General features: G+C 67.0%; 21 protein-coding genes and 1 pseudogene. 2 read left to right on the forward strand and 20 right to left on the reverse strand.

The genetic code is table 11. The annotated features are described in order from the left end of the window. Positions 1-13: 13 nt before the first annotated feature. The 3 genes from IEW22_RS06585 to IEW22_RS06595 form a co-directional block, all read right to left on the reverse strand. Positions 14-2,314, reverse strand: a complete 2,301-nt coding sequence (locus tag IEW22_RS06585) for a polyribonucleotide nucleotidyltransferase (RefSeq protein WP_188585790.1) — start codon at positions 2,312-2,314, stop codon at positions 14-16. A 365-nt stretch (positions 2,315-2,679) separates the two neighbouring features. Continuing rightward, a complete protein-coding gene (rpsO, locus tag IEW22_RS06590; protein WP_188585791.1) occupies positions 2,680-2,949 on the reverse strand; it encodes a 30S ribosomal protein S15 in 270 nt (89 codons plus the stop codon). A gap of 155 nt (positions 2,950-3,104) precedes the next feature. Next, a complete protein-coding gene (locus IEW22_RS06595; RefSeq protein ID WP_188585792.1) occupies positions 3,105-4,079 on the reverse strand; it encodes a bifunctional riboflavin kinase/FAD synthetase in 975 nt (324 codons plus the stop codon). A 105-nt stretch (positions 4,080-4,184) separates the two neighbouring features. Between IEW22_RS06595 and IEW22_RS06600 the strand changes: the two genes are divergently transcribed. After that, positions 4,185-4,952, forward strand: a complete 768-nt coding sequence (locus tag IEW22_RS06600) for a metal-dependent transcriptional regulator (RefSeq protein WP_188585793.1) — start codon at positions 4,185-4,187, stop codon at positions 4,950-4,952. A gap of 1 nt (position 4,953) precedes the next feature. Here IEW22_RS06600 and truB read toward each other — a convergent pair whose 3' ends face one another. The 3 genes from truB to IEW22_RS06615 all read right to left on the reverse strand — a co-directional run bounded on the left by truB (position 4,954) and on the right by IEW22_RS06615 (position 7,717). After that, a complete protein-coding gene (gene truB, locus IEW22_RS06605; protein WP_373284140.1) occupies positions 4,954-5,886 on the reverse strand; it encodes a tRNA pseudouridine(55) synthase TruB in 933 nt (310 codons plus the stop codon). 161 nt (positions 5,887-6,047) lie between these two features. After that, positions 6,048-6,746 (reverse strand): 4'-phosphopantetheinyl transferase family protein, encoded by a 699-nt coding sequence (locus IEW22_RS06610; RefSeq protein WP_188585795.1) that lies wholly within the window; start codon positions 6,744-6,746, stop codon positions 6,048-6,050. Then, positions 6,743-7,717 (reverse strand): metallophosphoesterase family protein, encoded by a 975-nt coding sequence (locus IEW22_RS06615; protein WP_188585796.1) that lies wholly within the window; start codon positions 7,715-7,717, stop codon positions 6,743-6,745. Before IEW22_RS06615 ends, IEW22_RS06610 begins: the two co-directional genes overlap by 4 nt. Positions 7,718-7,940: 223 nt before the next feature. Here IEW22_RS06615 and IEW22_RS06620 point away from each other — a divergent pair, with 223 nt between their 5' ends. Continuing rightward, a complete protein-coding gene (locus IEW22_RS06620; protein ID WP_373284144.1) occupies positions 7,941-8,576 on the forward strand; it encodes a helix-turn-helix domain-containing protein in 636 nt (211 codons plus the stop codon). An 18-nt stretch (positions 8,577-8,594) separates the two neighbouring features. On the opposite strand, the gene IEW22_RS06625 is transcribed toward IEW22_RS06620, so the two are convergent. The 14 genes and pseudogenes from IEW22_RS06625 to IEW22_RS06695 all read right to left on the reverse strand — a co-directional run bounded on the left by IEW22_RS06625 (position 8,595) and on the right by IEW22_RS06695 (position 24,261). Continuing rightward, a complete protein-coding gene (locus tag IEW22_RS06625) occupies positions 8,595-9,701 on the reverse strand; it encodes a proline racemase family protein (protein ID WP_188585797.1) in 1,107 nt (368 codons plus the stop codon). Positions 9,702-9,710: 9 nt separating this feature from the next. Then, entirely contained in the window at positions 9,711-10,904 is a 1,194-nt protein-coding gene (locus IEW22_RS06630) for an NAD(P)/FAD-dependent oxidoreductase (RefSeq protein WP_188585798.1), read from the reverse strand. Then, positions 10,904-12,250, reverse strand: a complete 1,347-nt coding sequence (locus IEW22_RS06635; protein ID WP_188585799.1) for an FMN-binding glutamate synthase family protein — start codon at positions 12,248-12,250, stop codon at positions 10,904-10,906. Before IEW22_RS06635 ends, IEW22_RS06630 begins: the two co-directional genes overlap by 1 nt. Positions 12,251-12,283: 33 nt before the next feature. Then, the gene (locus IEW22_RS06640) at positions 12,284-12,967 is read right to left on the reverse strand and encodes a GltB/FmdC/FwdC-like GXGXG domain-containing protein (RefSeq protein ID WP_188585800.1); all 684 of its coding nucleotides are present in this window, start codon (positions 12,965-12,967) and stop codon (positions 12,284-12,286) included. Next, a complete protein-coding gene (locus IEW22_RS06645; RefSeq protein WP_188585801.1) occupies positions 12,955-13,851 on the reverse strand; it encodes a class II glutamine amidotransferase domain-containing protein in 897 nt (298 codons plus the stop codon). The genes IEW22_RS06640 and IEW22_RS06645 overlap by 13 nt, the downstream gene beginning before the upstream one ends. 63 nt (positions 13,852-13,914) lie before the next feature. Continuing rightward, positions 13,915-15,255, reverse strand: a complete 1,341-nt coding sequence (glnT, locus tag IEW22_RS06650; RefSeq protein WP_188585802.1) for a type III glutamate--ammonia ligase — start codon at positions 15,253-15,255, stop codon at positions 13,915-13,917. Between the two features lie 364 nt (positions 15,256-15,619). After that, entirely contained in the window at positions 15,620-16,978 is a 1,359-nt protein-coding gene (locus IEW22_RS06655; protein ID WP_188585803.1) for an ammonium transporter, read from the reverse strand. 86 nt (positions 16,979-17,064) lie between these two features. Continuing rightward, on the reverse strand, positions 17,065-18,123 hold the full coding sequence (locus IEW22_RS06660; RefSeq protein ID WP_188585804.1) for a heme-dependent oxidative N-demethylase family protein: 1,059 nt from the start codon (positions 18,121-18,123) through the stop codon (positions 17,065-17,067). Beyond that, complete coding sequence (locus tag IEW22_RS06665; protein WP_188585805.1) at positions 18,120-19,142, reverse strand: PDR/VanB family oxidoreductase; 1,023 nt, start codon at positions 19,140-19,142, stop codon at positions 18,120-18,122. Before IEW22_RS06665 ends, IEW22_RS06660 begins: the two co-directional genes overlap by 4 nt. A 3-nt stretch (positions 19,143-19,145) precedes the next feature. Then, positions 19,146-20,746 (reverse strand): annotated as a pseudogene (locus IEW22_RS20365) (heme-dependent oxidative N-demethylase subunit alpha family protein). Continuing rightward, positions 20,743-21,675: a PDR/VanB family oxidoreductase gene (locus IEW22_RS06680; protein ID WP_188585864.1), complete on the reverse strand. Its 933-nt coding sequence runs from the start codon at positions 21,673-21,675 to the stop codon at positions 20,743-20,745. The pseudogene IEW22_RS20365 and the gene IEW22_RS06680 overlap by 4 nt, the downstream one beginning before the upstream one ends. A 122-nt stretch (positions 21,676-21,797) precedes the next feature. Continuing rightward, complete coding sequence (locus IEW22_RS06685) at positions 21,798-22,424, reverse strand: dimethylamine monooxygenase subunit DmmA family protein (RefSeq protein ID WP_188585808.1); 627 nt, start codon at positions 22,422-22,424, stop codon at positions 21,798-21,800. A gap of 11 nt (positions 22,425-22,435) precedes the next feature. After that, on the reverse strand, positions 22,436-22,816 hold the full coding sequence (locus IEW22_RS06690; RefSeq protein WP_188585809.1) for a cupin domain-containing protein: 381 nt from the start codon (positions 22,814-22,816) through the stop codon (positions 22,436-22,438). Between the two features lie 182 nt (positions 22,817-22,998). Further along, complete coding sequence (locus IEW22_RS06695; protein ID WP_188585810.1) at positions 22,999-24,261, reverse strand: DUF2235 domain-containing protein; 1,263 nt, start codon at positions 24,259-24,261, stop codon at positions 22,999-23,001. Between the last annotated feature and the right edge of the window lie 33 nt (positions 24,262-24,294).

Consider the following 24,294-nt stretch of genomic DNA (forward strand, 5'->3'; position numbering starts at 1 on the left):
TCGGTCACTGCGCTCAGTGGGAGCTCGCTCCGACCGTGTCGGCACCGGCATCGGCGTCGGCACTGTCGTCGACGGGCACCAGGCTGATCTTGCCGCGATCGTCGATGTCGGCGATCTCGACCTGGATCTTGTCGCCCACGTTGACCACGTCCTCGACCTTGCCCACTCGCTTGCCCTTACCGAGCTTGCTGATGTGCAGCAGTCCGTCACGACCCGGCAGCAGCGACACGAACGCGCCGAATGCGGTGGTCTTGACGACGGTTCCGAGGAAACGCTCGCCGACCTTGGGCAGCTGCGGATTGGCGATCGCGTTCACGCGATCGATCGCAGCCTGGGCCGAGGGGCCGTCGGTGGCGCCGACGAACACGGTGCCGTCGTCCTCGATCGAGATGTTGGCGCCGGTCTCCTCGGTGATCGCGTTGATCGTCTTGCCCTTGGGCCCGATCAGCTCACCGATCTTGTCCATCGGGATCTTGATGGTGGTGATCCGCGGTGCGTACGGGCTCATCTCGTCGGGCTCGTCGATCGCCTCGGCCATCACATCCAGGATGGTCAGGCGCGCATCCTTGGCCTGGCTCAATGCGCCGGCGAGGACCTTGGACGGGATGCCGTCGAGCTTGGTGTCGAGCTGCAGCGCCGTCACGAAATCCTTGGTGCCCGCGACCTTGAAGTCCATGTCGCCGAAGGCATCCTCGGCGCCGAGGATGTCGGTGAGCGCCACATAACGCTTCTCGGTCTTGCCGTCGATCTCCACCTCGTCGGAGACGAGACCCATCGCGATGCCCGCGACCGGTGCCCGCAGCGGAACACCGGCGTTGTAGAGCGACATGGTCGACGCGCACACCGAACCCATCGAGGTGGAACCGTTGGAGCCCAACGCTTCTGAGACCTGACGGATCGCGTACGGGAAGTCCTCGACACTGGGGATCACCGGAACCAGCGCACGCTCGGCGAGCGCACCGTGGCCGATCTCGCGGCGCTTGGGCGAGCCCACACGACCGGTCTCACCGGTCGAATACGGCGGGAAGTTGTAGTGGTGCATGTAGCGCTTGGAGGTCTCGGGCCCCAGCGAGTCGACCTGCTGGGCCATCTTGACCATGTCGAGGGTGGTGACACCCAGGATCTGTGTCTCACCGCGCTCGAACAGCGCCGAACCGTGTGCCCGCGGGATCACGGCGACCTCGGCCGACAGCGACCGGATGTCGGTGATGCCGCGTCCGTCGATGCGGAAGTGGTCGGTGAGGATGCGCTGGCGCACGAGCTTCTTGGTCAGCGAGCGGAATGCGGCGCCGATCTGTCCCTCGCGTCCGGCGAACTTGTCGCCGAGCTGATCGAGGACGGAGGCCTTGAGCTCGTCGGTCTTGTCGTCACGCTCCTGCTTGCCGGGGATCGTGAGGATCTCGGCGAGCTTGTCGGTGGCGATCTCGGCCACGGCGTCGTAGACGTCGGACTCATATGCCGGGAACAGCGGGAAGTCGCCGGTCTCCTTGGCGGCCGCGTCGGCGAGCTGCTTCTGCGCCTCGCACAGACGGGCGATGAACGGCTTGGCGGCCTCGAGTCCCTCGGCGACGATCGCCTCGGTCGGTGCCTGGGCACCACCGGCGACGATGTCGATCACGTTCTCGGTGGCCTCGGCCTCGACCATCATGATCGCGACGTCGGCGTCGTCACCGGATCCGGAGACGATACGACCCGCGACCACCATGTCGAAGACCGCACCCTCGAGCTGGTCGACGGTCGGGAAGGCGACCCACTGGCCGGCCTTGTTCTCCTCGGTGGGGATGAGCGCCACGCGCACACCGCCGACCGGGCCGGAGAACGGCAGACCGGCGATCTGGGTGGATGCCGACGCGGCGTTGATCGCGACCACGTCGTAGAGGTCCTGCGGGTTCAGGCTCATCACCGTCACCACGACCTGGATCTCGTTGCGCAGGCCGTCGACGAACGACGGACGCAGCGGTCGGTCGATGAGACGGCAGGTGAGGATGGCGTCGGTCGACGGGCGTCCCTCGCGACGGAAGAACGATCCGGGGATGCGGCCGGCGGCGTACATCCGCTCTTCGACGTCCACGGTCAGCGGGAAGAAGTCGAAATGCTCCTTGGGGTGCTTCGATGCCGCGGTGGTCGACAGGAGCATCGTCTCGTCGTCGAGGTAGGCGGTCACCGAACCGGCGGCCTGAAGTGCCAGCCGGCCGGTCTCGAAGCGGATGGTGCGGGTGCCGAAGCTGCCGTTGTCGATGACAGCGGTCGCCTCGGTGATCTCGTCGTCGTAGTCAGCGGTGTCGACGTCACCGGATGTGTTCACATCAGTCATGAAGAGTCTCAATCCTCTCGTCGGTACGCGTGTGCCCAGGAATGTCGGCGACACGCGGGTGCGACTCGACCGCGCACAGGTCCCCCGCAGCTGGGGCGGGTACACCGGCACAGCCGGGCACTCATCTCGCTCCTGATCGTCAGGGCGAGGACGCATGCGGCCGGAACGGCCATCGATCGAAGCGGCCGGAACCAGATGTTCCGGCGGCCACTACCGAGGACCGCTGCATGGTCGCGACGCGCGAGTGTCGGCGGTACGCAGACGAATCGTCCAGGTGGATTTTATCACCCGGGGTTCTCACGACAGCCGAACGCGCCCGGCCCCGAGAGGTCGGACGCGTTCGACAGACGTGATGGCGATCGAGGTCAGCGGCGCAGGCCCAGACGCTCGATCAGGTTGCGGTAGCGCTGCACGTCGACTGCGGCGACGTACTTGAGCAGGCGACGACGACGACCGACGAGCAGCAGCAGTCCGCGGCGGCTGTGGTGGTCGTGCTTGTGCACCTTGAGGTGCTCGGTCAGATCCGAGATGCGCTTGGTGAGCAGTGCAACCTGGGCCTCCGGCGAACCGGTGTCGCCCTCGTGCAGGCCGTACTCACCGAGGATCTGCTTCTTGTCTTCTGCGGTCAGAGCCACGAATGTTCTCCTGTTGTTTCAGTTCGCGCGAAAAAATCACTCGACGTGGCCGCCGCGAACCGCAGCACACACCGATCGTCCAGGTTACCAGCGACGCAGGTCGACAACCAAAATGCGCGACTCCGCCGACATCACCGGACCCGGCCGCGGCCGGTTCACTGTTGCGAGGAGTCCTTCTCGAGGATCGTGCGGGTGTCGGCCACGTCGTCGCCGATCCGGTCGACCAGGGCGTCCACCGAGTCGAACTTCTCCATCTCACGGATCCGCGACACGAAATCGACCGCCACATGCTGCCCGTAGAGATCGGCGGCGGTGTCGAGTACGAAGGCCTCGATCGTTCGGGTGCGTCCGGAGAACGTCGGATTGGACCCCACCGAGACCGCGCTCATGTAACGGTCGCCCGGCACCACCTGTCCGACCACCGGGCCGGCGCCGAGAACGGTGAACCAGGCTGCATACACCCCGTCGGCCGGAATCGCAGCGTGCATCGGTGGCGCGATGTTGGCGGTCGGATATCCCAGCTCACGGCCTCGCCCGTCACCGCGGACCACGACGCCTTCGACGCGGTGCGGTCGACCAAGCGCATCGGCGGCGGCCTCCACGTCACCGGCCGCGACGCAGGCGCGGATGTAGGTCGACGAGAAGGTCACCGCATGCTCGGACAGCAACGACACCCCGTGCACCTCGAACCCGAACCGCTTGCCCAACTCGGTGAGCACCTCGACGGTGCCCTGCGCCTTGTGCCCGAAGGTGAAGTTGTCGCCAACCACCACCTCGGCCGCATGCAGGCCCTCGACGAGGACCTCATGGGCGAAGTCCTTGGCCGACTGGTGGGCGACCGCGGGGGTGAAGGGCATGACGCAGAAGACGTCGACACCGAGCTGTTCGGCGAGTTCGGCCCGCCGGGTCAGGGTGGTCAGCTGGGCGGGATGCGAACCGGGTCGCACCACCTCGGCGGGATGCGGGTCGAAGGTCATCATCACCGCGGGGACACCGCGTGCACGCGCCGCCTCGATCGCACGGTTGATCAGCTGGGCATGTCCGCGGTGTACACCGTCGAATACGCCGATGGTGACCACGCATCGTCCCCAGCCCGCCGGGATGTCGTCGAGTCCTCGCCAACGCAGCACTGGTTCAGCCTAACCGGGGGCGGTGTCTGCCTCATCCGCGCGTCTCCCGCGCGTCGCCTCGCCACCATCGGACCGTCGCCGCCAAGGCAGCCCTAAGCTGGTGGCATGGCACACACCGCCGCGGATTCACGCGCCGACGATCCCGCACAGGGCTCTGGTCCGGCCCCTGATCTCGCCCCTGGTCTCGCATCTGTGGCGGGACTCTCGACGGTCACCCAGGACTACCTGAAGGTCATCTGGACCACCCAGGAGTGGGATGCCACCAAGGTCACCACCAAGATGCTCGCCGAGAAGCTGGGGGTCTCGGCATCCACGGCCTCCGAGGCGATCCGCAAACTCGCCGATCAGGGATTGGTGTCCCACGCCCGCTACGGCGCGGTGTCGCTGACCAACGACGGACGCGCAGCGGCGGTGTCGATGGTCCGGCGGCACCGGCTCCTGGAGACATTTCTGGTCAACGAGCTCGGCTATGGGTGGGATGAGGTACACGACGAGGCCGAGATCCTCGAACACGCGGTATCCGACCGGCTGCTGGCGCGACTGGACGCCAAACTGGGTCACCCGGTCCGCGATCCGCACGGCGACCCGATCCCCGGTCAGGACGGGACGGTCCCCACTCCCCCGGCGGCGGTGCTCGCCGAGCTCGACGCCGGGGCGCAGGGCGTCGTGGCACGCATCTCCGACGACGACCCGGACATGCTGCGCTACTTCGATTCCCTCGGCATCCGCCCGGATGCGCGCGTGGACGTGGTCGAGCACCGACCGTTCGCGGGGACGGTGTGCATCCGCGTGGACGGCGACGAACCGGTGAACATCGGCGACATCGCCGCGCGTGCGATCTGGCTGGTCATCGACGACGCCCGCGACCGCTAGGTCACGACTCGGGGGGTCGGCGCAGCGTCGCCGGCCGCACCACCATCACCGAACTCGCACGACGCCCCTTCTCCTGGACAAGGGCGATCGCCTGCCCGTGCGGATCGACCACGGCGTACACGCCCTTCATGCCGACCGGTTCCAGCCACCGGCCCTGACTGATCGACTCGGCATCGGCGTCGGTGATGTCCCGGCGGGGGAAGGCCAGGGTGGCCACCTCGTCGATGGTCAGACTCAGTGACGGCTTCTCGGTCAACTCCTCGATCGTGCGGGCGTGCTCGAGACCGAACGGACCGACCCGCGTACGGCGCAACGCGGTGAGATGTCCACCGACGCCGAGGACCTCACCGACGTCACGGGCCAGTGACCGCACATAGGTCCCCGTCGAACACTCCACCTCGACGTCGACGTCGACGGGACCACCGACCGCACGGCGGATCGCGACGATGTCGAAGCGCGACACCGTGACTCGACGGGGCTTGAGGTCGAACTCCTCCCCCGTGCGCATCAACGCATGTGCACGACGACCGTCGACCTTGATGGCGCTGACCTTGGCGGGCACCTGGTCGATGTCGCCGCGGAAGCGGGCCACCGCCTGGTGGATCTGCTCGTCGGTGACCGCCGAGGCGTCGGCGGTCGACAGTACGGTGCCCTCCACGTCGTCGGTGTCGGTCGCCGCACCGAGACGGATGGTCGCGGTGTATTCCTTGGTCTCCAGCGCGAGCAGCCCGAGCATCTTCGTCGCGCGTTCGACACCGATGATCAGCACCCCGGTGGCCATCGGATCGAGTGTCCCGGCATGTCCGACACGGCGGGTGTTGAACAGTTTGCGCATCGACGACACCACGTCGTGACTGGTCACCCCGGGCGCCTTGTCGACGATCACCACACCGGCGTCGTCGATCGTCTCGGGTCCGGCTCGCCGCGCCATCATGCACTCCTCGGCTGCTCTAGCCGATCGAACAGCCTTCGGCAGGCCGGTCGGTCGACGGTGGTTCTCTCATATGTCGTTGGTTCTCTCGTATACCGTTCGATCACGTCTCGGGCGGCCCGACCGCGCGATCGCACCGGCTCCGCGCCGGTCGACCCGGTGGGTCACACGGTGATGGCGGTGAGGATCAGATCCCGTTGCACCAGCCACCGGCCGCTGAACTCGGTGAGTGGTGTGCCGCCGTCGTGTGTCGAGCCATCCACCAGCAGCTGCGAGTGGAAGGTGCCGCCCCCTGGCCCGGTGCGCTCGAAGGTGATGTGGGCGTCCTCGAATCCCAGCCATCGGCCGGTCAGCGGGAACCATGCCTTGTACGTGGCTTCCTTGGCGCAGAACAGAAGTCGGTCCCAGTGCACCGGTGGATCGGCCTCGCTCGCATCGTTCTGGACCGAATCCGAGCCGTCGCGGGTGCGCGCGGCGAGATCGTCACGTTCGGTCGGCAACGACACGTGGTCGAGGACTCCGTCCGGGAGCCGCTCATGCGGTTCGGCGTCGATACCCAGCGAGCGCACCTGCAGTGCATAGGCTGCCACCGCCGCCCGGTATCCGTCGCAGTGGGTCAAGCTGCCCACCACCGACGTCGGCCACAGCGGCTGCCCCTTATCCCCCCGCAGGATCGGCACCGGATCGATGCCCAGCGACCCGAGTGCCTGTCGCGCACAATGACGCGTGGTCACGAATTCGTTGCGCCGCTTGGGAACCGCCCGTGCGATGAGCGACTCCTCGGCTGGCAGCGGCGCCAGACCATCGGGGTCACCGAAAGATTCGGCCGAGGCTATTCCCGGCGCCAGCAGCTGATCGATCATGACCGGTCCCCACGACCACTCTCACGGCGGCGCGCCTGCCGCGCGGCGACGCGATCGGCGAATTCCTGTGCGCGCTCGGCATAGTCGGGCGGCAACTCGAAACGCACACCGTGCTCGGGCAGGTCCTCGGCGCTGGGCCCGTCGTCGGGAATGATCTTGCGCAGCAGAGGTTCGGGCAGTCCGCGCCGCTTCCACTCGCGGGGATAGCCCACCGACACCTCTTCGAAGCGCACACCGTCGTACCAGGTGGTCCGGGGTATGTGCAGATGGCCGTACACACAGCACTGTGCGCGGTAGCGCAGGTGCCAATCGGCGGTCTGTTCACTGCCGCACCACAGTGCGAATTCCGGGTACATCAGCGCATCGGTCGGCTCGCGCCGCAGCGGCCAGTGATTGATCAGGATCGTCGCCTCGGCGGGGTCGATGGCATCCAGACGTGCGCGCGTCTGCTCGATCCGCGCTCGCGACCAGGCGTCCCTCGTGCCATAGGGCTCGGGCGAGAGCAGGAACTCGTCGGTGGCCACCACGTTGCGCTCACGCGCCACCGCGAGCGCCTCGAGTTTCGTCGAGGTGCCCTCGGGACGGAATGTGTAGTCGTAGAGCAGAAACATCGGCACCACCCGCACCGGAGTCGTGCCGTCACCCGGATCGAAGAGCGGATAGATGTCCTCGGGTGTGACCACACCGATGTCACGGCACGCCTGAACGAGATAGTCATAGCGAGCCACACCGAAGATCTGCAATGGATCCTTCGACGTGGTGTAGAGCTCGTGATTACCCGGCACCCAGATCACGGTCGCGAAGCGTGCTCTCAGCGAGCGCAGCGTCGCCACGATGTCGTCGGTGCGCTCGGAGACGTCGCCGGCGACGATCAACCAGTCGTCCTCACCCTCGGGCACGATGCCGTCGAGGATTGACTCGTTTCCGCGGTGGGCGACGTGGAGGTCGCTGACCGCCCACAAGGTCGCCACACTGTCCTCCCACCGTCGGGTACGTCTTGCCGCCGTTGATGGTACCGGCGCACCGACGGGCGATCGTCATCCCCGCTGAGCGAGCGGCAGCCGGCAGCGCGACCGCGGGAACGCGGAACGCGTTTCCTCTGAGGAAACGCACGGTAGTCTGGCGATCGTGAACACCCCCGACCTTCCCGAGACCACCGCGGACGCTGCGACGCGTACCGACGAGCGTCCGGTGATCGACAATCCGACTCCCGAACATCGCGAACTGCCCGACGACACCACATCGCCGGTCGCGCTGGAGGATGTGATCGCCGTCCAGGTGCGCAACCTGCGCAAATCGGCGGGCCTGTCGGTCGGCGAGCTCGCCGCGAAGATCGGCATCTCCAAGGCGATGCTGTCCAAGATCGAGAATGCGCAGACCTCCTGCAGCCTGTCGACACTGTCCCGGCTGGCGACGGGTCTCGACGTGCCGGTGACCACTCTGTTCCGCGGCGCCGACGCCCCTCGTGAGGCGGTGTACGTGGAGAACGGACGCGGCGCGGTGATCGTGGGCCGCGGGACGCGGGTGGGCCACCACTACGAACTGCTCGGTGCGCTGCGCGGACAGCATCGACGTCTGGAGCCGGTGCTGGTGACCCTCACCGAGTCCAGCGAGACCCATCCCCGCTTCCAGCACGCCGGTACCGAGTTGCTCTACATGCTCGAGGGCGTGATGGTCTACCAGCACGAGGGTGCCGAGTTCACGCTGCGACCGGGGGATTCGATGCTCATCGACGGCGAGGGTGTGCACGGCCCCACCGATCTCGTCCGCGTCCCGATCCGCTTCCTGTCGGTGACGGCCTATCCCGACAACCACGAGGTCGTCGACTAGTCACAGACGAGTGGGCCGCTACCTCTCCAGCAGGAATCCCGGAATCAGCCGATCACCCGGTGCCGTCACGAATTCGTGGCGACCGGTGAGATAGGCATTGCCGCTCACCGTGGGCAACACCACCGGATACCCGGCCTGCCCAGTGTCGGAACCGCCCGTCCCATCAGTGCCGATACCGGCATCGGGATCTGCTGGGACATACGACGATTCGAAGACGGTATCGATGATCGACGTGTGCACCAGGCGCCGGCCGGGATCGAGTTCACCCCGCGCGGCCAGCACCGCCACACGTGAGGCGGTGCCCGATCCGCACGGCGACCGGTCGACCTGTCCGTCGGCGAACACCGTCACGTTGCGGTGCCGTAGCGCCTCGTCGCCGGCGTCGGGCCCGGTCTCACGCTCGAAGAAGATCACTCCGTAGATGCCCGCGAGTCTCTCGTCGGCGGCGAATCGCGTCCACTCGGTGTCGGCCAACGCGGCTTTCACATCACCGGCGACGCCGATCAGCTCGCCCAACGCCTCGGGACGCACCGACAGTCCGATGTCGGTCACGTCCACGTGCGCATAGAGCGCGCCACCGAAGCCGATGTCGACGGTGAGTTCCGGGGCGGCGAAGCCGTAACGCTCGAGCGTCACCGGGATGTCCAGCGCGACAGCACAACTCGGGACGCTGAGGAAGTCGACACCGGTCACCGCACCGTCGCGCAGGTGGACGCGCGCGGTCACCCGACCCGAGGGCACATCGATCACCACATCGGTGACACCGTCGGCATCGGCGGCGACCAGGCCGCTCTCGACCGCCCACGCGCCCACTGCGATGGTGCCGTGTCCGCACGCGGTGGAGAAGCCGTCGCGATGCCAGAACAGCACACCGAGATGAGCGTCGGCGTCGTCCGGCGGCGTCACGAAGCAGCCGTACATGTCGGCGTGGCCACGGGGTTCCCAACACAGGAATCGTCGGAGCTCCTGCACCTGCGGCGATGCGATGGCCCGCATGCGCCGGTCGGCCACCGTGTCGCCGTCGAGTGCGACGGGCGGCTGCGCGACGATGCGGAACGGTTCGCCCGCGGTGTGGTAGTCGACGGCCCGTACCGAGTCGTGTGCGGCTGATCGTGGGGTGCTCATACCTCCATTTCAGCGCATCTCGCCGGCCCCCACGTACGGGAAGCGCGTCGTGAGCAGGTCACCTTCCTCGAATCGGGTGAACCGGAAGTCGGTCTCGGGGATGCGGGGGTCACTGCTGCGGCCGTCGACCACCAGATCGGCGACCAGTCGCCCGACTGCCGGTGAGATCTTGAAGCCGTGTCCGCTGAAGCCCGCCGCCACGATCAGCCCGTCGATCGGTGTCTGGGAGATGATCGGGTTCCAGTCGGGTGTGACGTCGTAGCATCCCGCATAACTCGACGCGACCGCCGCGTCGCCGAATCCGGGGAAGCGGGTGCCCACCTTCTCGGCAGTCAGTTCCAGGAAGTCGTCATCGGCGCGGTTGAGATAGCCGTCGGGGTCGGCTGGTTCGAGTTCGGCGAGGTCGCTGTTGCCGAACAGTACCTCGCCACGCACATCCGGCCGGATGTATTGCAGCGTCACCAGATCCGAGAACACCGGCACGGGACCCAGTTCGACGCCGGGATCGATCATCACGATCTGCTCGCGGTGCACCTCGATGGGCACGTCGAGCCCCAGCGGCGCGAGGAACGGTCGGGTCCAGGCGCCCGTGGCCACCACAACGGTGTCGGCACCGACCACGGTGCCGTCGGTCAGGCGCACGCCGGTCGCGCGGTCGGCATCGACGATCACCTCGGCCACCTGCGCACCCTGGCGGATGCGCACCCCGGCCGCACGGGCCGCGACGGCGAAGGCCTGCGCTGTCTGATAGGCGTCGCCATAGCCTCCGCGTTCCTCCCAGGCGAAGGCGGCGAACGGGTCGAGGTCGGCGGTCGGCCACATCTGCGCGACATCGGCCGCGCTGATCTCCTCGGTCTGCACACCCACCTCGCGCTGTGCGGCCATGCTCGCGCGCAGGTTCTCGACATTGGGTTCACCCACGCCGACCACATAGCCCGTCTGACGGAATCCGATGTCGGTGCCGAAGATCTCGTGTGCCTTCTCGAAGGTCTCCAGACCGACGGTGGCCATCGCCGCCAGCGAACCGACCCCGTAGTGGCAGCGCACGATCCCCGACGACTTGCCGGTCATCCCGCCGCCGACGGTGTCGCGCTCGAGCACGAGCACGTCGGTCACACCGCGCTGCGACAACGACCACGCCGCCGCAGCACCCTCCAGACCGCCGCCGACGATCACGACCGAGGCGAAATCGGCGCGGGCCATCAGAACCCTCCCCCGGTACCGGGGATCCAACTGGTCCCGGCGAGCGGCACCCTGGCCATCGCCGCCGCCTCGATCGAGATCGCCACCAGGTCTTCGGGTTCCAGATGTGCCACGTGGGCCTTACCGCATGCGCGGGCGATGGTCTGGGCCTCCATCGTGGTGACCCGCAGGAAGTTCGCGAGCCGGTTGCCCGCGGCCACCGGATCCAGGCGGGCCGACAGTTGCGGGTCCTGGGTGCTGATGCCGGCGGGGTCTCGGCCGTCTTGGAAATCGTCGTAGTAGCCGGCCGCCGAACCCAGTGCCTCGTACTCGGCCTCATAGCGAGGATCGTTGTCGCCCAGTGCGATGAGTGCGGCGGTGCCGATCGCGACGGCATCGGCACCGAGCGCCATCGCCTTGGCCACGTCGGCACCGTTGCGGATCCCGCCGGACACGATCAACTGGACGCCCTCGCGATGGCGGTGCACACCGAGTTCCTGCAATGCCTGCACCGCTTGCGGAATCGCCGCGAGCGTCGGGATGCCGACGTGCTCGATGAACACCTCCTGAGTGGCCGCGGTGCCGCCCTGCATACCGTCGACCACCACGACGTCGGCTCCGGAGTGCACGGCGAGTTTGACGTCGTAGTACGTCCGGGTCGCGCCGACCTTCACGTAGATCGGCTTCTCCCAGTCGGTGATCTCGCGCAGTTCGGCGATCTTGATCGCCAGGTCGTCGGGACCGGTCCAGTCGGGATGGCGGGACGCGCTGCGCTGGTCGATACCTTCAGGCAGCGTGCGCATCGCTGCAACCCGTTCGGTGATCTTCTGCCCCAACAACATTCCGCCGCCGCCGGGCTTGGCGCCCTGGCCGAGGACGATCTCGATCGCATCGGCCTTGCGCAGATCATCGGGGTTCATCCCGTAACGCGACGGGAGATACTGGTAGACGAGGTGTTTGGACTGGCCGCGTTCCTCTGTGGTCATACCGCCGTCACCGGTGGTGGTCGAGGTGCCCACGGTCGACGCACCCCGTCCGAGCGCCTCCTTGGCCGCACCCGAGAGCGCCCCGAAGCTCATCCCGGCGATGGTGACCGGGATGTCCAGGTGCAAAGGATATTTCGCGTTGCGCGCGCCGAGGACCACGTCTGTGCCGCATTTCTCGCGGTAGCCCTCGAGTGGATAGCGCGACATCGACGCGCCGAGGAACAGCAGGTCGTCGAAATGCGGCAGTGCCCGTTTGGCACCCCAGCCGCGGATGTCGTAGACGCCGGTCTCGGCGGCGCGCTGGATCGCGGCGATGGTGGTGCGGTCGAACGTCGCCGACTCACGCAACCCGCGCTGTTGGATGCTCAGATTCTCGGTCATCAGATTCCTGTCGGGAAAGGTGGAACGGGCGGGTCAGTAGGCCGACGAGTTGTCGACGTGGAAGTGGTAGAGCTCGCGCGCCGACCCGTAGCGGGTGTAGTCACCGGGATCGTCATCGCCGAATCCCGCCGCCTTGAGCAAGCCGGCGAGCTCCTCGCGGTGTTCTTCACCCATCGGTTTGGCGATGCAGTCGGCGCCCAGTGAGGCGACGTCGCCCCGGACGTAGATCCGAGCTTCGTAGATCGAATCGCCGAGTCCGTCGGCGGCGTCACCGCGCACCACGAGTCGCCCGGCCTGTGCCATGAAGGCGCTGTTGTGCCCGACATTCCCGCCGACCACGATGTCGACGCCCTTCATCGAGATGCCGCAGCGCGCGGCGGCGTCGCCGTCGATCACCAGGAGTCCTCCGTGCGCGGTCGCACCCGCCGACTGCGAGGCGTTGCCCTTGACCACCACGGTGCCGCTCATCATGTTCTCGCCGACGCCGGTGCCGGCATTGCCGTTGATCACGATTTCCGCGCGCTGGTTCATCCCGGCCGCGTAGTAGCCGACATGGCCGTTGACGGTCACCTTGACCGGCGCGTCCACGCCGACGGCCACCGAATGTGCGCCCGCCGGGTTGTCGACGATGACCTCGCCGCACACGTCGGGGGCGTGTAGCGCGCAGTTCAGCTCGCGCAGTGGGGTTGTCGACAGATCGAACGTCATCGTGTCCATGCGTAGACCACCTCGGGCTCGGGTTCCCAGATACGGGCGTCGGAGACTCCGGGCAGATGCGCCAGCGCGCGGTACTCGCTGGCCATGGCCACCCAGTCGTCGGTTTCGGCGATGACCGCCGGTTTGCAGGCGATCGCGTCACGGACCACGGCAAAGGAGTCGCGGTTGGACACCAGCAGCGTGTAGAAGCCGTCGAAGGTGGCGCAGAGTTCTTTCAGCGCCGTCTCGACGTCGCGACCCGCGGCGAGCTGTGCGGCGACGAACCGCGCCCCGACCTCGGTGTCGTTCTCGGAGTCGAAGTGCACCCCGGAGGCACGCAGTTCACGTCGGATACCCGCGTGGTTGGAGAACGATCCGTTGTGCACCAGGCACTGCTCGGGACCCACGGCGAAGGGATGTGCACCCGACGGGGTCACCGCCGACTCGGTCGCCATCCGCGTATGTCCCACGCCCTGCCATCCGGATGCTGCTGCCAGATCCCATCGCTGCGCGAGATCGCGCGGTGCACCCACCCCTTTGAGAACTGTGATGTCGCGCCCGAATCCCGCGACAAGCGCCTGCGGGAAGACGCCGCGCGCGGCCGCCAGCAGCGTCTCGGCGTCGGTATCCGCGGTCAGAACCAGGGTCTCGTCGATCAGCCGAGCCGACACCGGTGTACCGAGCGCCTCCGACACCGCCGCCGCGGCGTCCTCGGCGGTCGCGACCACCTCGAGCAGGCATACACAGCCGCGACCCGGGGGCGCCCACTTCGGATCGCCATAGACGGCCACACCGGCCGAATCGGCTCCGCGGTCCTGCATCTCACCGAGCATGCCGGCGAGCAACTCCCCCAGTCGGGGATAGAGATCGGGGTTGCGCAGATGCAACCCGACTATTCCGCACATGGTCTGTCCTCTTTCGTTTGGCTGCGTGCGTTGGGTGGCCCAGAAGGCCGAGTGTTGCGAGGCCTAGAAGGCCGTCAGGTAGGAGTCGATCTCCCACGGGGAGACCTGCGAATGCCAGTCGAAGAACTCGTCTCGTTTGAGACCGGTGAAGTACTTGCCGACCGTGAGTGCCTCGGCGGGCCAGTCCGCGGGCAGCGCGGCGTCGAGCACCCCGTAGACCACCGGGTCGGCCTCGAGCGCCTCGACGGCGTGCAGAAGTGTCAGCGGCAGCTCGCCCACGTGATCAGGACACGACCCGAGTGCGCCGGGGTCCAGACTCCGTTTGATGCCGTCGAGACCGGCGCCGAGTGCGGCCGCGATCGCCAGGTAGGGATTCGCCGAACCGTCGCCGCCGCGCAACTCCACCCGCTGATCGTCAGGGATCCGCAGGTAGTGCGTGCGGTCGTTACCGCCGTAGGTGGGCCGGCGCGGCGCCCAGGAGGCGCCCGAGCGGGTCGAGACCGCACCGGTGCGTTTGTAGGAGTTGACCGTCGGCGCCATCAGCGCCTGCAGCGCGCAGGCGTGGTCGAGGATCCCGCCGACGAAACCATATGCCGTCGGCGACAATCCGAGACCCCGCTCGTCCTCGGCGGACGGGAACACCGCAGCGCCCGCCGACGTGAGTGACATGTGCAGGTGCAGACCCGACCCGGTGCGATCGGCGAACGGCTTGGGCATGAAAGTGGCGATCATCCCTCGCTCGGCGGCGAACACCGAGAGCAGGTAGCGCAGCGTCGTCACCCGGTCCGCGGTGGTCAGCGCGTCGGCGTAGGCGAAGTTCTGCTCGAACTGCCCGTTTCCGTCCTCGTGGTCATTGGCGTAGTTGCCCCAGCCCAGCGCGTTCATGGCGGTGGAGATCGAGGTGAGGTGCTCGTACATCCTGGTGAGACCGCGCACGTCGTAGCAGGGCTGGGAGGAGTCGTCGTGATCGTCTGCGGTGACCAGTCGCCCTTGCTCATCACGCTTGAGCAGGAAGTATTCGACCTCGGCACCCACCCACGGCTCGAAGCCGGCGTCACCGGCCGCGGCGATGAGCGTCTTGAGGATGTTGCGCGGCGCGAACGGCCACGGGCGGCCCTGGACATGCGGATCGCAATGCACGATCGCCAGCCCCTCCTTCACGAACGGGATGGGGGTGAACGACTCGACATCGGGAATGGCGACGAGGTCGGGATCCTTGGGCTCCTGGCCCATCGCGCCGACGGCATAGCCGGCGAAACCCACGCCGTCGCTGGCGAGTTCGTCGACGGCCTCGACGGGAACCAGTTTGGCGCAGGGCTTTCCGCGCAGGTCGACGAAGAGGGCGAGGATGAAGGTGGTTCCGGTCGCCGCACACCGCTCGGCGAGATCTTGTGTTCTGGTCATGGCCATCGGTCCTTGCTCTGCGGATCTGGTGAGGGGGTCGAGTGTGGGCAGTGGTGCGGCGCTGAGCCGGTTGCAGTCGGCTGCACCGCTGCGATGCACCGCGTGGGTCCACTCGCATGAATCACTGTCTACAAATAGTAGACCCGCCGACGATTGCGCTCATGTTTCGGTTGCATGATGAGTCGGTGACACATCCCCGGTGATCGACCGTTCACACGCACACGACTCCTACTCGCACACGACTCCGGTCCCGGCACACCGATGTGCCGGGACCGGAGTCCAGCAGTGCATTCTGCGGATCGCGCGTGAGCACGCCGCTAGCCGGCGCGAGCCGACCGAACCGGGCGCGACCTGCGACAGGCTCTCAGCTGGTCGTCGTCACCGACTCGACCCCGTGGGCCTCGACGGCGTCGAGGGCCCTCGAGGCAGCCTTGGGATGCAACGTCCCCGGTCCGGCATGTCCGACGCCGGGCGCGTGGATCTCGTAGGCCGACTCCGCGTGGATGACCGAGTCCAGGCCGGTGCGCTCGGTCTCGGCATCCACACGCAGTCCGATCGTCTTGTCCAGTGCCGTCGCGATGAGCCACGTGACCACAAAGGAGAAGACGCAGGTGATGACGATCCCGGCGAGCTCGCGCCAGAGGATCGAGATGTCGCCGCCGAAGAGGATGCCCTTGACACCCGCCGGTGCAGACGAGGAGGCGAAGACGACGATGCACAGGGTGCCCACGATGCCGCCGAGCCCGTGCACCACGAATGCGTCGAGTGTGTCGTCCACGCGCAGCAGATTCTTGAGACCCATGGCCGCACAGACCACACCGCCGGCGAGAACACCGACGGCGAGTGCGCCCAGTGGGCTGACGGCATTGGCCGACGGGGTGATCCCGACGAGCCCGGCTACGGCGCCGGTGATCAGGCCGAGGGTGGTGACGTGCCCGGTCTTGATTCGTTCGACGACGAGGAACCCGATCATTCCCGCACTTCCGGCCAGCAACGAGTTGAGGATCACGTACTGCGCAACGAAATTCGCACCGCCGGCACAACTCCCGTTGAACCCGAACCAGCCGAACCACAGAATGCCACCGCCGAGCAGTACCAGCGGCAGGTTGTGTGGCCGTTCGGCCCGACCTCGACGTCGACCGATGACGAGCGCGACCGCCAGAGCGGCGACACCGGAGTTCATGTGAACCGCCGTGCCACCGGCGAAGTCGTGGATCTTGAGGTCGTTGAGCAAGAAGCCGCCCTTGTGTCCGTCGCTGTCGGCGGCAAACACCCAGTGCGCCACCGGGAAATACACCAGGGTCAGCCAGATGGCGGCGAAGATCACCCACGAGGTGAACTTCATCCGACCCGCTGTCCCGCTGGCGACGATGGCGATCGTGATGGCGGCGAAGAGGATGAACCACGCCGCGTAGAAGGCGCCCTGCGGGCCCCCCGATCCGTCGTCCTTCTGGAAGTCCCCCAACCCGATGTAGTGGACGGGGTTGCCGATCAGCCCCCAGCCGTGCACCGACGGGCCCGACACGAGCCCATACCCGTAGAGCACGTAGAGAACGCTGGTGATGCCGAGCGTGGCCATCACCATCATCATGACGTTGAGGACGTTGCGAGAACCCATCATGCCGCCGTAGTAGAGCGCCAGACCGGGGAACATCAACGAGACGAAGACAAATGCCGCGAGTAGCCACGCCAGATCGGCGTTGGCGGCGAGGACGGGATGCATCAGAGAATCTCCTGACGTGGAGGTGTCGTGAGGACAGGGAGTGGTGAGATCAGGGAGTGGTGAGAAGGGGGCCCGGGCGTGATCGCTCAGGACCGGAGGTAGGCGACGACGTCGTCGCGGTAGTCGAGAAAGCCCTTGTACGAGGCGATGTCGTCACCGAGTGTCTCGATGACGTCGGCCAGCTGCGATGCCCAGGCGGGGATGCGTCTGACGTCGGCGAGGGTCGCCATGAACGTACGGATGTTGAACGTGACCGCTCCCGAGGCCGGCAGCCGGATGAAGTGTTCGAGTTCGATTCGCAGCCGCGCGCGGCCGAAGTCGCCGTCGGCGACCATCTTCGGGATGTCATCGACCCACTCGGGCAGCTCCTCGAGGCTGATGTCGAGACGCTGCGAATCCGAGGCCGACAGTGTCCAGTTCACCCGCCGGTACACCTGATCGGCAGGCAGGCGACGCAGGAACTGTTCGGCGCGTGCGACGATCCCCTCGCGGTACATCCGCGGCACCGGGGCGTGGATCTCGTACATGTCCATCCCGACGTCAAAGGACACCGACCAACCGGCCGCGAAGGTCACCACCCCGGCATCGAAATACATGTGCCCGTCACGTTCGGTGATCAGCAGCAGATCGTCGGGCACCTCACGGGCGAGGAACTCCAGCGGTGAGTACGGCAACGACTCGTGGTCACCGACCACAAAGGTCTGGTCGGTGCCGAGAAGATCGTTACGCCAATGGCATCCACGCGTTGCGTCCTCGTCGAGGTGCATCAGCTCGGGATAGGACAGCGAGAGGTCACGCAGGTAGTAGAGCAACAGATCCCAGCACGCGATCTCCATCCCGGGACGGATCCGCACGCGAGAGGGGTCCGCGTCGAGGATTCGCCGCCGGTCGGCCATGATCTGCGGATACTCGGCCCCACCGAGATCGACCAGATCGCTTCCCCACTGCCCACCACGTGTCCGATGCATCACGCGTGCGGGTTCGACGTTGACCGAGTAGGTGAACTCGCCGAGTCCATCGGGAAACGGCCACGGTAGGTTCGCGAGATGATCCACCGGCGCATCCAGATATGCCTGCGCCGCTGCGGTTCTCGCGCGCGGACGCGATCGGGGGATGTCGATGGCGTCGGTCGTGGACTTCGTCATGGTTGCACCTCGAGGTCGGTGCCGCGGGAGACGCAGCACAGCATCGTGTCGCCGGCGGCCTTCTCGTCATCGGTCAGCACGCAATCGCGGTGGTCGACCCGACCGCTGCGCACCGTGATCCGGCACTCACCGCAGACTCCCTGCCGGCACATGTGGGGAACGGCCACACCCGATTCGAGCAACCGGTGCAGCAAGGACGTGCCGGCCGGCACCTCGACGACCGCCCCGCTCGGAACGATGGTGACCGTGAAGGGTTCGCCCGCGTCGTGTTCGGGTGCGGCGAACCGCTCGAGATGCACCCGGGCACCCGGCCATCCCGCCTGTGCCGCCATCTCGACATAGGTGTCGAGCAGCGAGGCCGGGCCGCATGCGTAGGCGTGGGTGCCCAGGGGCTGTCGGGCGAAGGCCGCATACATCACCGCACGGGTGCGCTCGCGTCCGCAGACCTCATGGAGTGTCACACCGTCGCGAGCGGCAAGGGCCCGCAGCTCGGGCAAGTGTGCGCCGTGTCCGCGACGATGGGAGTAGATGATCTCGGCCTCGACACCATCGCGCAGCGCTGCGCGCGCATGCGACAGGATCGCGGTGACGCCGATGCCACCGGCGACGAGCAGCACTCGCCGCTGCCCGCTCACCGGCGCGAACATCGACCGGGGACCCTCCACCTCGATCACGTCTCCGGCCGCGATGTTGTCGTGCAACCACTGCGACCCGCCGCCGCCGGCCCGACGCAGCACCGAGATGCCGTAGGAATCGGGCCGCAACCCATCATCGACCAGTGAGTAGGCGTTGCGATGGGCGCCGGCGGTCACGATCAGATGGCTGCCGGCGACATAGGGCCGCAACGGCGACCCCTCCGCCGACACCAGCCGCATGTGTGTGATGTCGGGTGTGAGCCGTGTGGTCGAGACCACCCGCATCGGCCGCGGTGCACAGTCGTAGGCGGCGTGCAGATGCGCCGAGATCCCGCGAACGGCAGGCACAGTCGCCGACGTCTCGTCGGTGTGCTGATTTGACATGGTCTACTCCTCCGCCGATACAGCAGGGACCGATTCGCGCGGGACGGACACACACGAGGCCAGGAAAGCGCCGAGCATGCGCGAGGAATGCCGGTGGATCTCGAGGATGCGCGCACATCCGGGACACCGGGTCGTCTCACCGGCGCGTGCGGACACCCGGAAGATCTGCCGACAGTGCGCGCAGTACATCCGCAGGTCGCCGGAGTCGACGGCGAAGGTCGACATCTCGGCCGGCAGGACCCCTCGGCGGGCGGCATACGCGGTGGCTGCGAGCACATCTGCCTGTCCGCCGGCGATGTGGATCCGCACGCCCACCACCGATGTGCCGAGCTCGGCATCGAAGGCTGCCAGCTCACCAGGGCTGTCGAGGCTGTCGAGTACGAGCAGCCGTACGGGCGCCACCGCCTCGGCCGTCCGGACCCACTGACCGACCACGTCGGCGACCCTCGGGTCCGAGCCCACCGACACCACGAGAAACGATGTGCCGCAACGATCGACCTCGCCGATCTCACCGCACATCCATTGCACACCGTCGGCATGTGCGTCCATCCACGACGTCGGTGGCCCACCGGCGGCGCTCACGACTGACCCTCCGAGTGGTCTGCGGCAGCTGCGGATCCGTGATCGCGCAGCCACTGTGCAGCGCGGTCGCGATATTTGATGATGCCCTTGTACTCGGCCATGTCGGCGGGCAATTCGGCGAACACCTGCGCCGCGCGCATACGCCATGATTCGACCTGCGCGAGTGCGGACAACGGCAGCATGTAGGTGCGGATGAGGAACATCACCGCGCCCGAATCAGGGAGTCGGATCAAGTGCTGCACCTCGACGCGCAGGTGGACCAACCGTGCGAAGTCGTCGTCGTCGACGGTGCAGATCGTGTCGCGGTCAGGCCCCCACTGCGGGTACAGCTCTGTCGACACATCCAGACGTCTGCCGATCGTCAGTGTCCAGTTGGTACGCCGATAGGGCTCGTGCGGTTGTAGACGCATGAGGAATTCGTGAGCCCGGGTGATCACACCGTCGGCCCGCACGCGGGGCACCGGTCCGTGGATCTCCAGGAAGCTCATACCCACGTCGAAACCGAAACTCCAATCGGCGGCGAAGGTGATCAGGCCGGCGTCGACGTAGAGCGACCCGGCACGCTGGTCGAGCAGCGCGATGTCCTCTTGCACCTGACTGCCGATGTAGCGCAACGGTTCACAGCCGAGCGATGACTCGTCACCGTAGACGAAGTGCGCTCGGATCCCCAGCAGGTCGTTGCACCACACCCAGGATCCGTCGTGCTGCTCGGTCAGGCTCATCGACTGCGGATACGTGTCGGCGAGCTCACGCATCAGGGTGAACATCGCATCCCACGACGCCTGGACCATATGCCCGAGTACCGCATGCCGGGTGGGGTCGGCGGCGAGAACAGCCTCCCGCGTGGCGAGTTCGTGGCGGTACTCGCTGTCGATGTCGACCACCGCGCCACCCCATCCGCCGGCCGCGGTCGCGACCACGGTTCTCGCCGGCTCCACGTTGGTGCTGTAGCGGTAGGTGTCCTCGGGGAAGGGAAAGGGGAACCCGGACAACAGATCCGGGTCGGTGACCGATGAGGTCATCGGGGAACCTCCAATGTCGTGTCACAGGCGGCGCGAGACACACACGGCATGATCACCGCGCCTGAGTTCTTGTCCTCGTCACTGAGATAGAGATCGCGGTGGGTGGGTACACCGGCGGACACCGGGGTCACACATTCACCGCACACACCCTGGCGACATCGGTTGCGGATCGCGATGCCGTTGCGCTCCAGGGCCTCGAGCATCGATGTGCCCGACGGAACGTCGATGGTGCGCTGCGACTCGCGCAGATGCACCCGAAACGGCTCACCGGCGTCGAGCGCATCGATACCGAAGCGCTCGACGTGCACTCGTGATGCAGGCCAGTAGGCAGCGGACGCGGCCGCGTGCACCCGGTCGATCATCCCGGCCGGACCGCAGGCATAGAGATGTGTGCCGAACGGTTGGCGGGCGAGTTCGACATCGAGTGCGGCACAGAACTCCTCACGCGAGGTGAACACCGCGAGGTCGCCGCCGGCCAGTTCGGTCATCTCGTCGAGGTGCGCGCCGACACCTGGCCGGTGTGTGTAGAACACGCGGACCTCGCGGTTCCACCGCCGTGCGGAACGCAGATGAGACAGGATCGGCGTGACACCGATACCGCCCGCGATCAGCACGTGACGTCGCGCCCTCGCCACCGGAGCGAATGCGCTGCGTGGCAGGCTGACTGTCACGGTGTCACCGGGGCCCAGCATGTCGTGGATCCAGCGGGAACCGCCGTGGCCACCGTCCACCCGCAGCACCGAGATGCGGTACTCCGACGGGGCGATCCCGTCGCCGGTCAGGCTGTAGGCGTTACTACGCCCGCCGGCATCGATCACGACATGACTGCCGGGAACGAACCCGGGTAGTCGCCGACCGTCGTCGGCCGCCAGTGTCAGACTCCGGATCGTGGGCACCGAATCGTCGATGACCCTCACCCGCAACATCATCGGCGAATTGGTCGGCTCGTCGCGGCGATCGGTCGTCGCCGATGCCGCAGCTGCGTCCGGAACCGGAGAGACCTCCGGTGCCGACCTGCTGTGTGTCGTAGGGTCCGAGTCGACCGTCGCACTCACGATGGGACCCCCGAATCAGATCGGACCGGATGTTGTCCGCTTCGCTCGGCGTCGATCATGTAGCCCAGGTGGAATCCTGTTCGACGCGAGACATGGTGGTAGACAACCACCTCACGCCCGCAGCCCGCACATGTGATGACCTCGCCGATGCGCGCGCGGGCCGCTGTCACGGCGCGGCAGTGCGCGCAGAACACGGTGACGGTGCCCCAGTCCACCGCGATCACCGAGACCTCGTCGTCTTCGGCGCCATCGGCGATGGCACGGGCGCGCAGGAGCAGGCAGTCCGACGCCGAGCCGGCGATGGTGATGCGCACTCCCACCGACGCTGCCCGTAGGTGCCCGGACATCGCGGCCGCGGCCCGCTCGGCCGGTGTGGTATCGAGCTGGCCGCCCCCCGCACGGTCGTTGTCCGTGACGAGGATGCGTGTAGTGGGAATAGCACCGCCGCGAGAGCCTATCTGCGACAGCACTTCTGCGGCAGCCGGACCGACACCGACCAGGAGATGCTCGGATGCGGTGTCCTCACGCCCGGCGAGGTGGGCGGGGTCGGAGTCCGGCCGGGTGGTGCCGGACAGATCCGACACCGCCCACGCCGGCACACTGGAATAGCGCAGCTGATCCATTACCGCGACGCTCAGAGCAGGTCGGCGTTGCGATGCCCGACGTAGAACGCGAGCGCGTGATCGGGTGTGCTGAAGTAGATCCTCGACCCCTTGGGAAAGAAGATCGCGTCGTTGGCCTTGGCGACCATCTGCTGGCCGGTCTCCCTGTTCTCCAGCAGGAATTCGCCGGAGAGCACGACCTTCATCTCGTCGTATTCGTACTCGTAGCACAGGGGTTCATCGGTGGCGTGCAGCTCGAAGTACCCGCTGCACATCTCGCTGCCGTCAGGATTCTCGTAGACATCCCCGATGAAACCCTTTGTTCCCGGGTACAGCTCCTGCGGCATCGCGGGCAGCGTGCGCCAGGCGTCTGCGGTCACCCGGAACGGCGTGAGCGTGGCCGAATTGTCCATGTCGTCATCCCTCTCGATTGTGAATCACCGCGTGAGACGGTGTCATCCACCATGAAACCCAGGGGATATTGCAACCGTGTGACAGATGAGTTGAATGTAGGGACTCATTGGTTCACAACAGTTAACGCAGTCGTTCACATTCGAGTCGCTACGCGTTCCAGTCGCTTACGCGTTCCAGTCGCTTACGGGTGATCGGTGTGCAATGGCGTGAGGACTGTTCTCCACGGCAGCGTGACCGGCTCGCCGATGAGACCTGCGGGTGTGTCGGCGTGGGTCTTGGCCCATTCGCACAGGTTGCGCGCGCCGGCGGCCGGATCGAGTCCGTCGGCCAGACGGCTCAACGCCGGACCGCTCACCCCGACGCGGGTGTCGCCCCGCTCCTCCACCACGCGCCACCCGTGGCGGAACCGCGCGTGAGCGGCGCCTCCCACCTGCAACCGTGCCGCACACGCCGACACCGCGTTGGCGATGCGGTAGCCCCATCGCAACGACGTGTGGGCGCAGGGGTCGAGATCGACGGCGCAGACGCGTAACAACGCCGGGTCGAAGTCCAGGCCGGCATCGCCGGCCTGAGTGACCATCCAGGCCAGGGTCGCATCGGCCAGACCCGACTCGGCGTAGCCGCCACCCACGTCGCTGTGCACACCCTCGAACCAGATCTGCTTGACGTCCTGGCCCACAGCCGGCGCGCCCGACCAGATCGCCGGAGCGAACGCCCGCCGACGTTCGTGCAACGCCAACGCATGGCGCGCGGTGCGCACGTGATCACCGAGGGCGACGTTGTGGAAGCGGTACCGCTTACTGGTGATCCCCGGGACCCCCAGCGCCCCGACGGTGTCGAAGACGCCGAGGAACCGAATCGGGACTGTGCCGGGAAAACACTGGGTCCGGTAGTCCGCGAGGCGACGTGCGTACTCCGCGGTCGGCGGTGCGTCGCACGGACGCCCCCGGTACAGCTCGATCGCCTCCGGCAGATGATCCCGCGCCATCCCCAGCGGCGTGAGCAGCCCGATCGACCGGATCATCCCGACCAGGCTGCGCGCCGTGTACGCACCGCGGCTGAAGCCGAACACGTGGATCTCGTCGCCGGGTTGCCAGTTGAGCGCGAGGAACCGGTAGGCGGCCAGCAGGTCGGCGTCGAGTCCCTTCCCGGTCGCCCCGCCGACCAGTCGATCCATCCACGTCGCACCGGTTCCCACGCCCGGCGAGTAGAACACCACCTGCGGCGCGCCGTCGTCGGCGGTGGTCCGGATCGACCTGGCGATCTTCTCGATGTTGGACACGTGCCGGTCCGACGACGTCTTCCACGTACCGTCACAGCACACGACGACACGCTTACGTTGTGCGCGCAGGTCGAACTCAGTGGTCGTGACGTCGCGATGGTGGGGTTCAGAGGCGTGGGGGTCAGACGGGCCGGGGTCGGCGGGACGCTGGTCGACAGACATGAGGTGGGCCTCCCGAGGTCGGTGATGTGGTCC

This window comes from Gordonia jinhuaensis, from assembly GCF_014639795.1.
GTDB classification, from domain to species: Bacteria; Actinomycetota; Actinomycetes; order Mycobacteriales; family Mycobacteriaceae; genus Gordonia_B; species Gordonia_B jinhuaensis.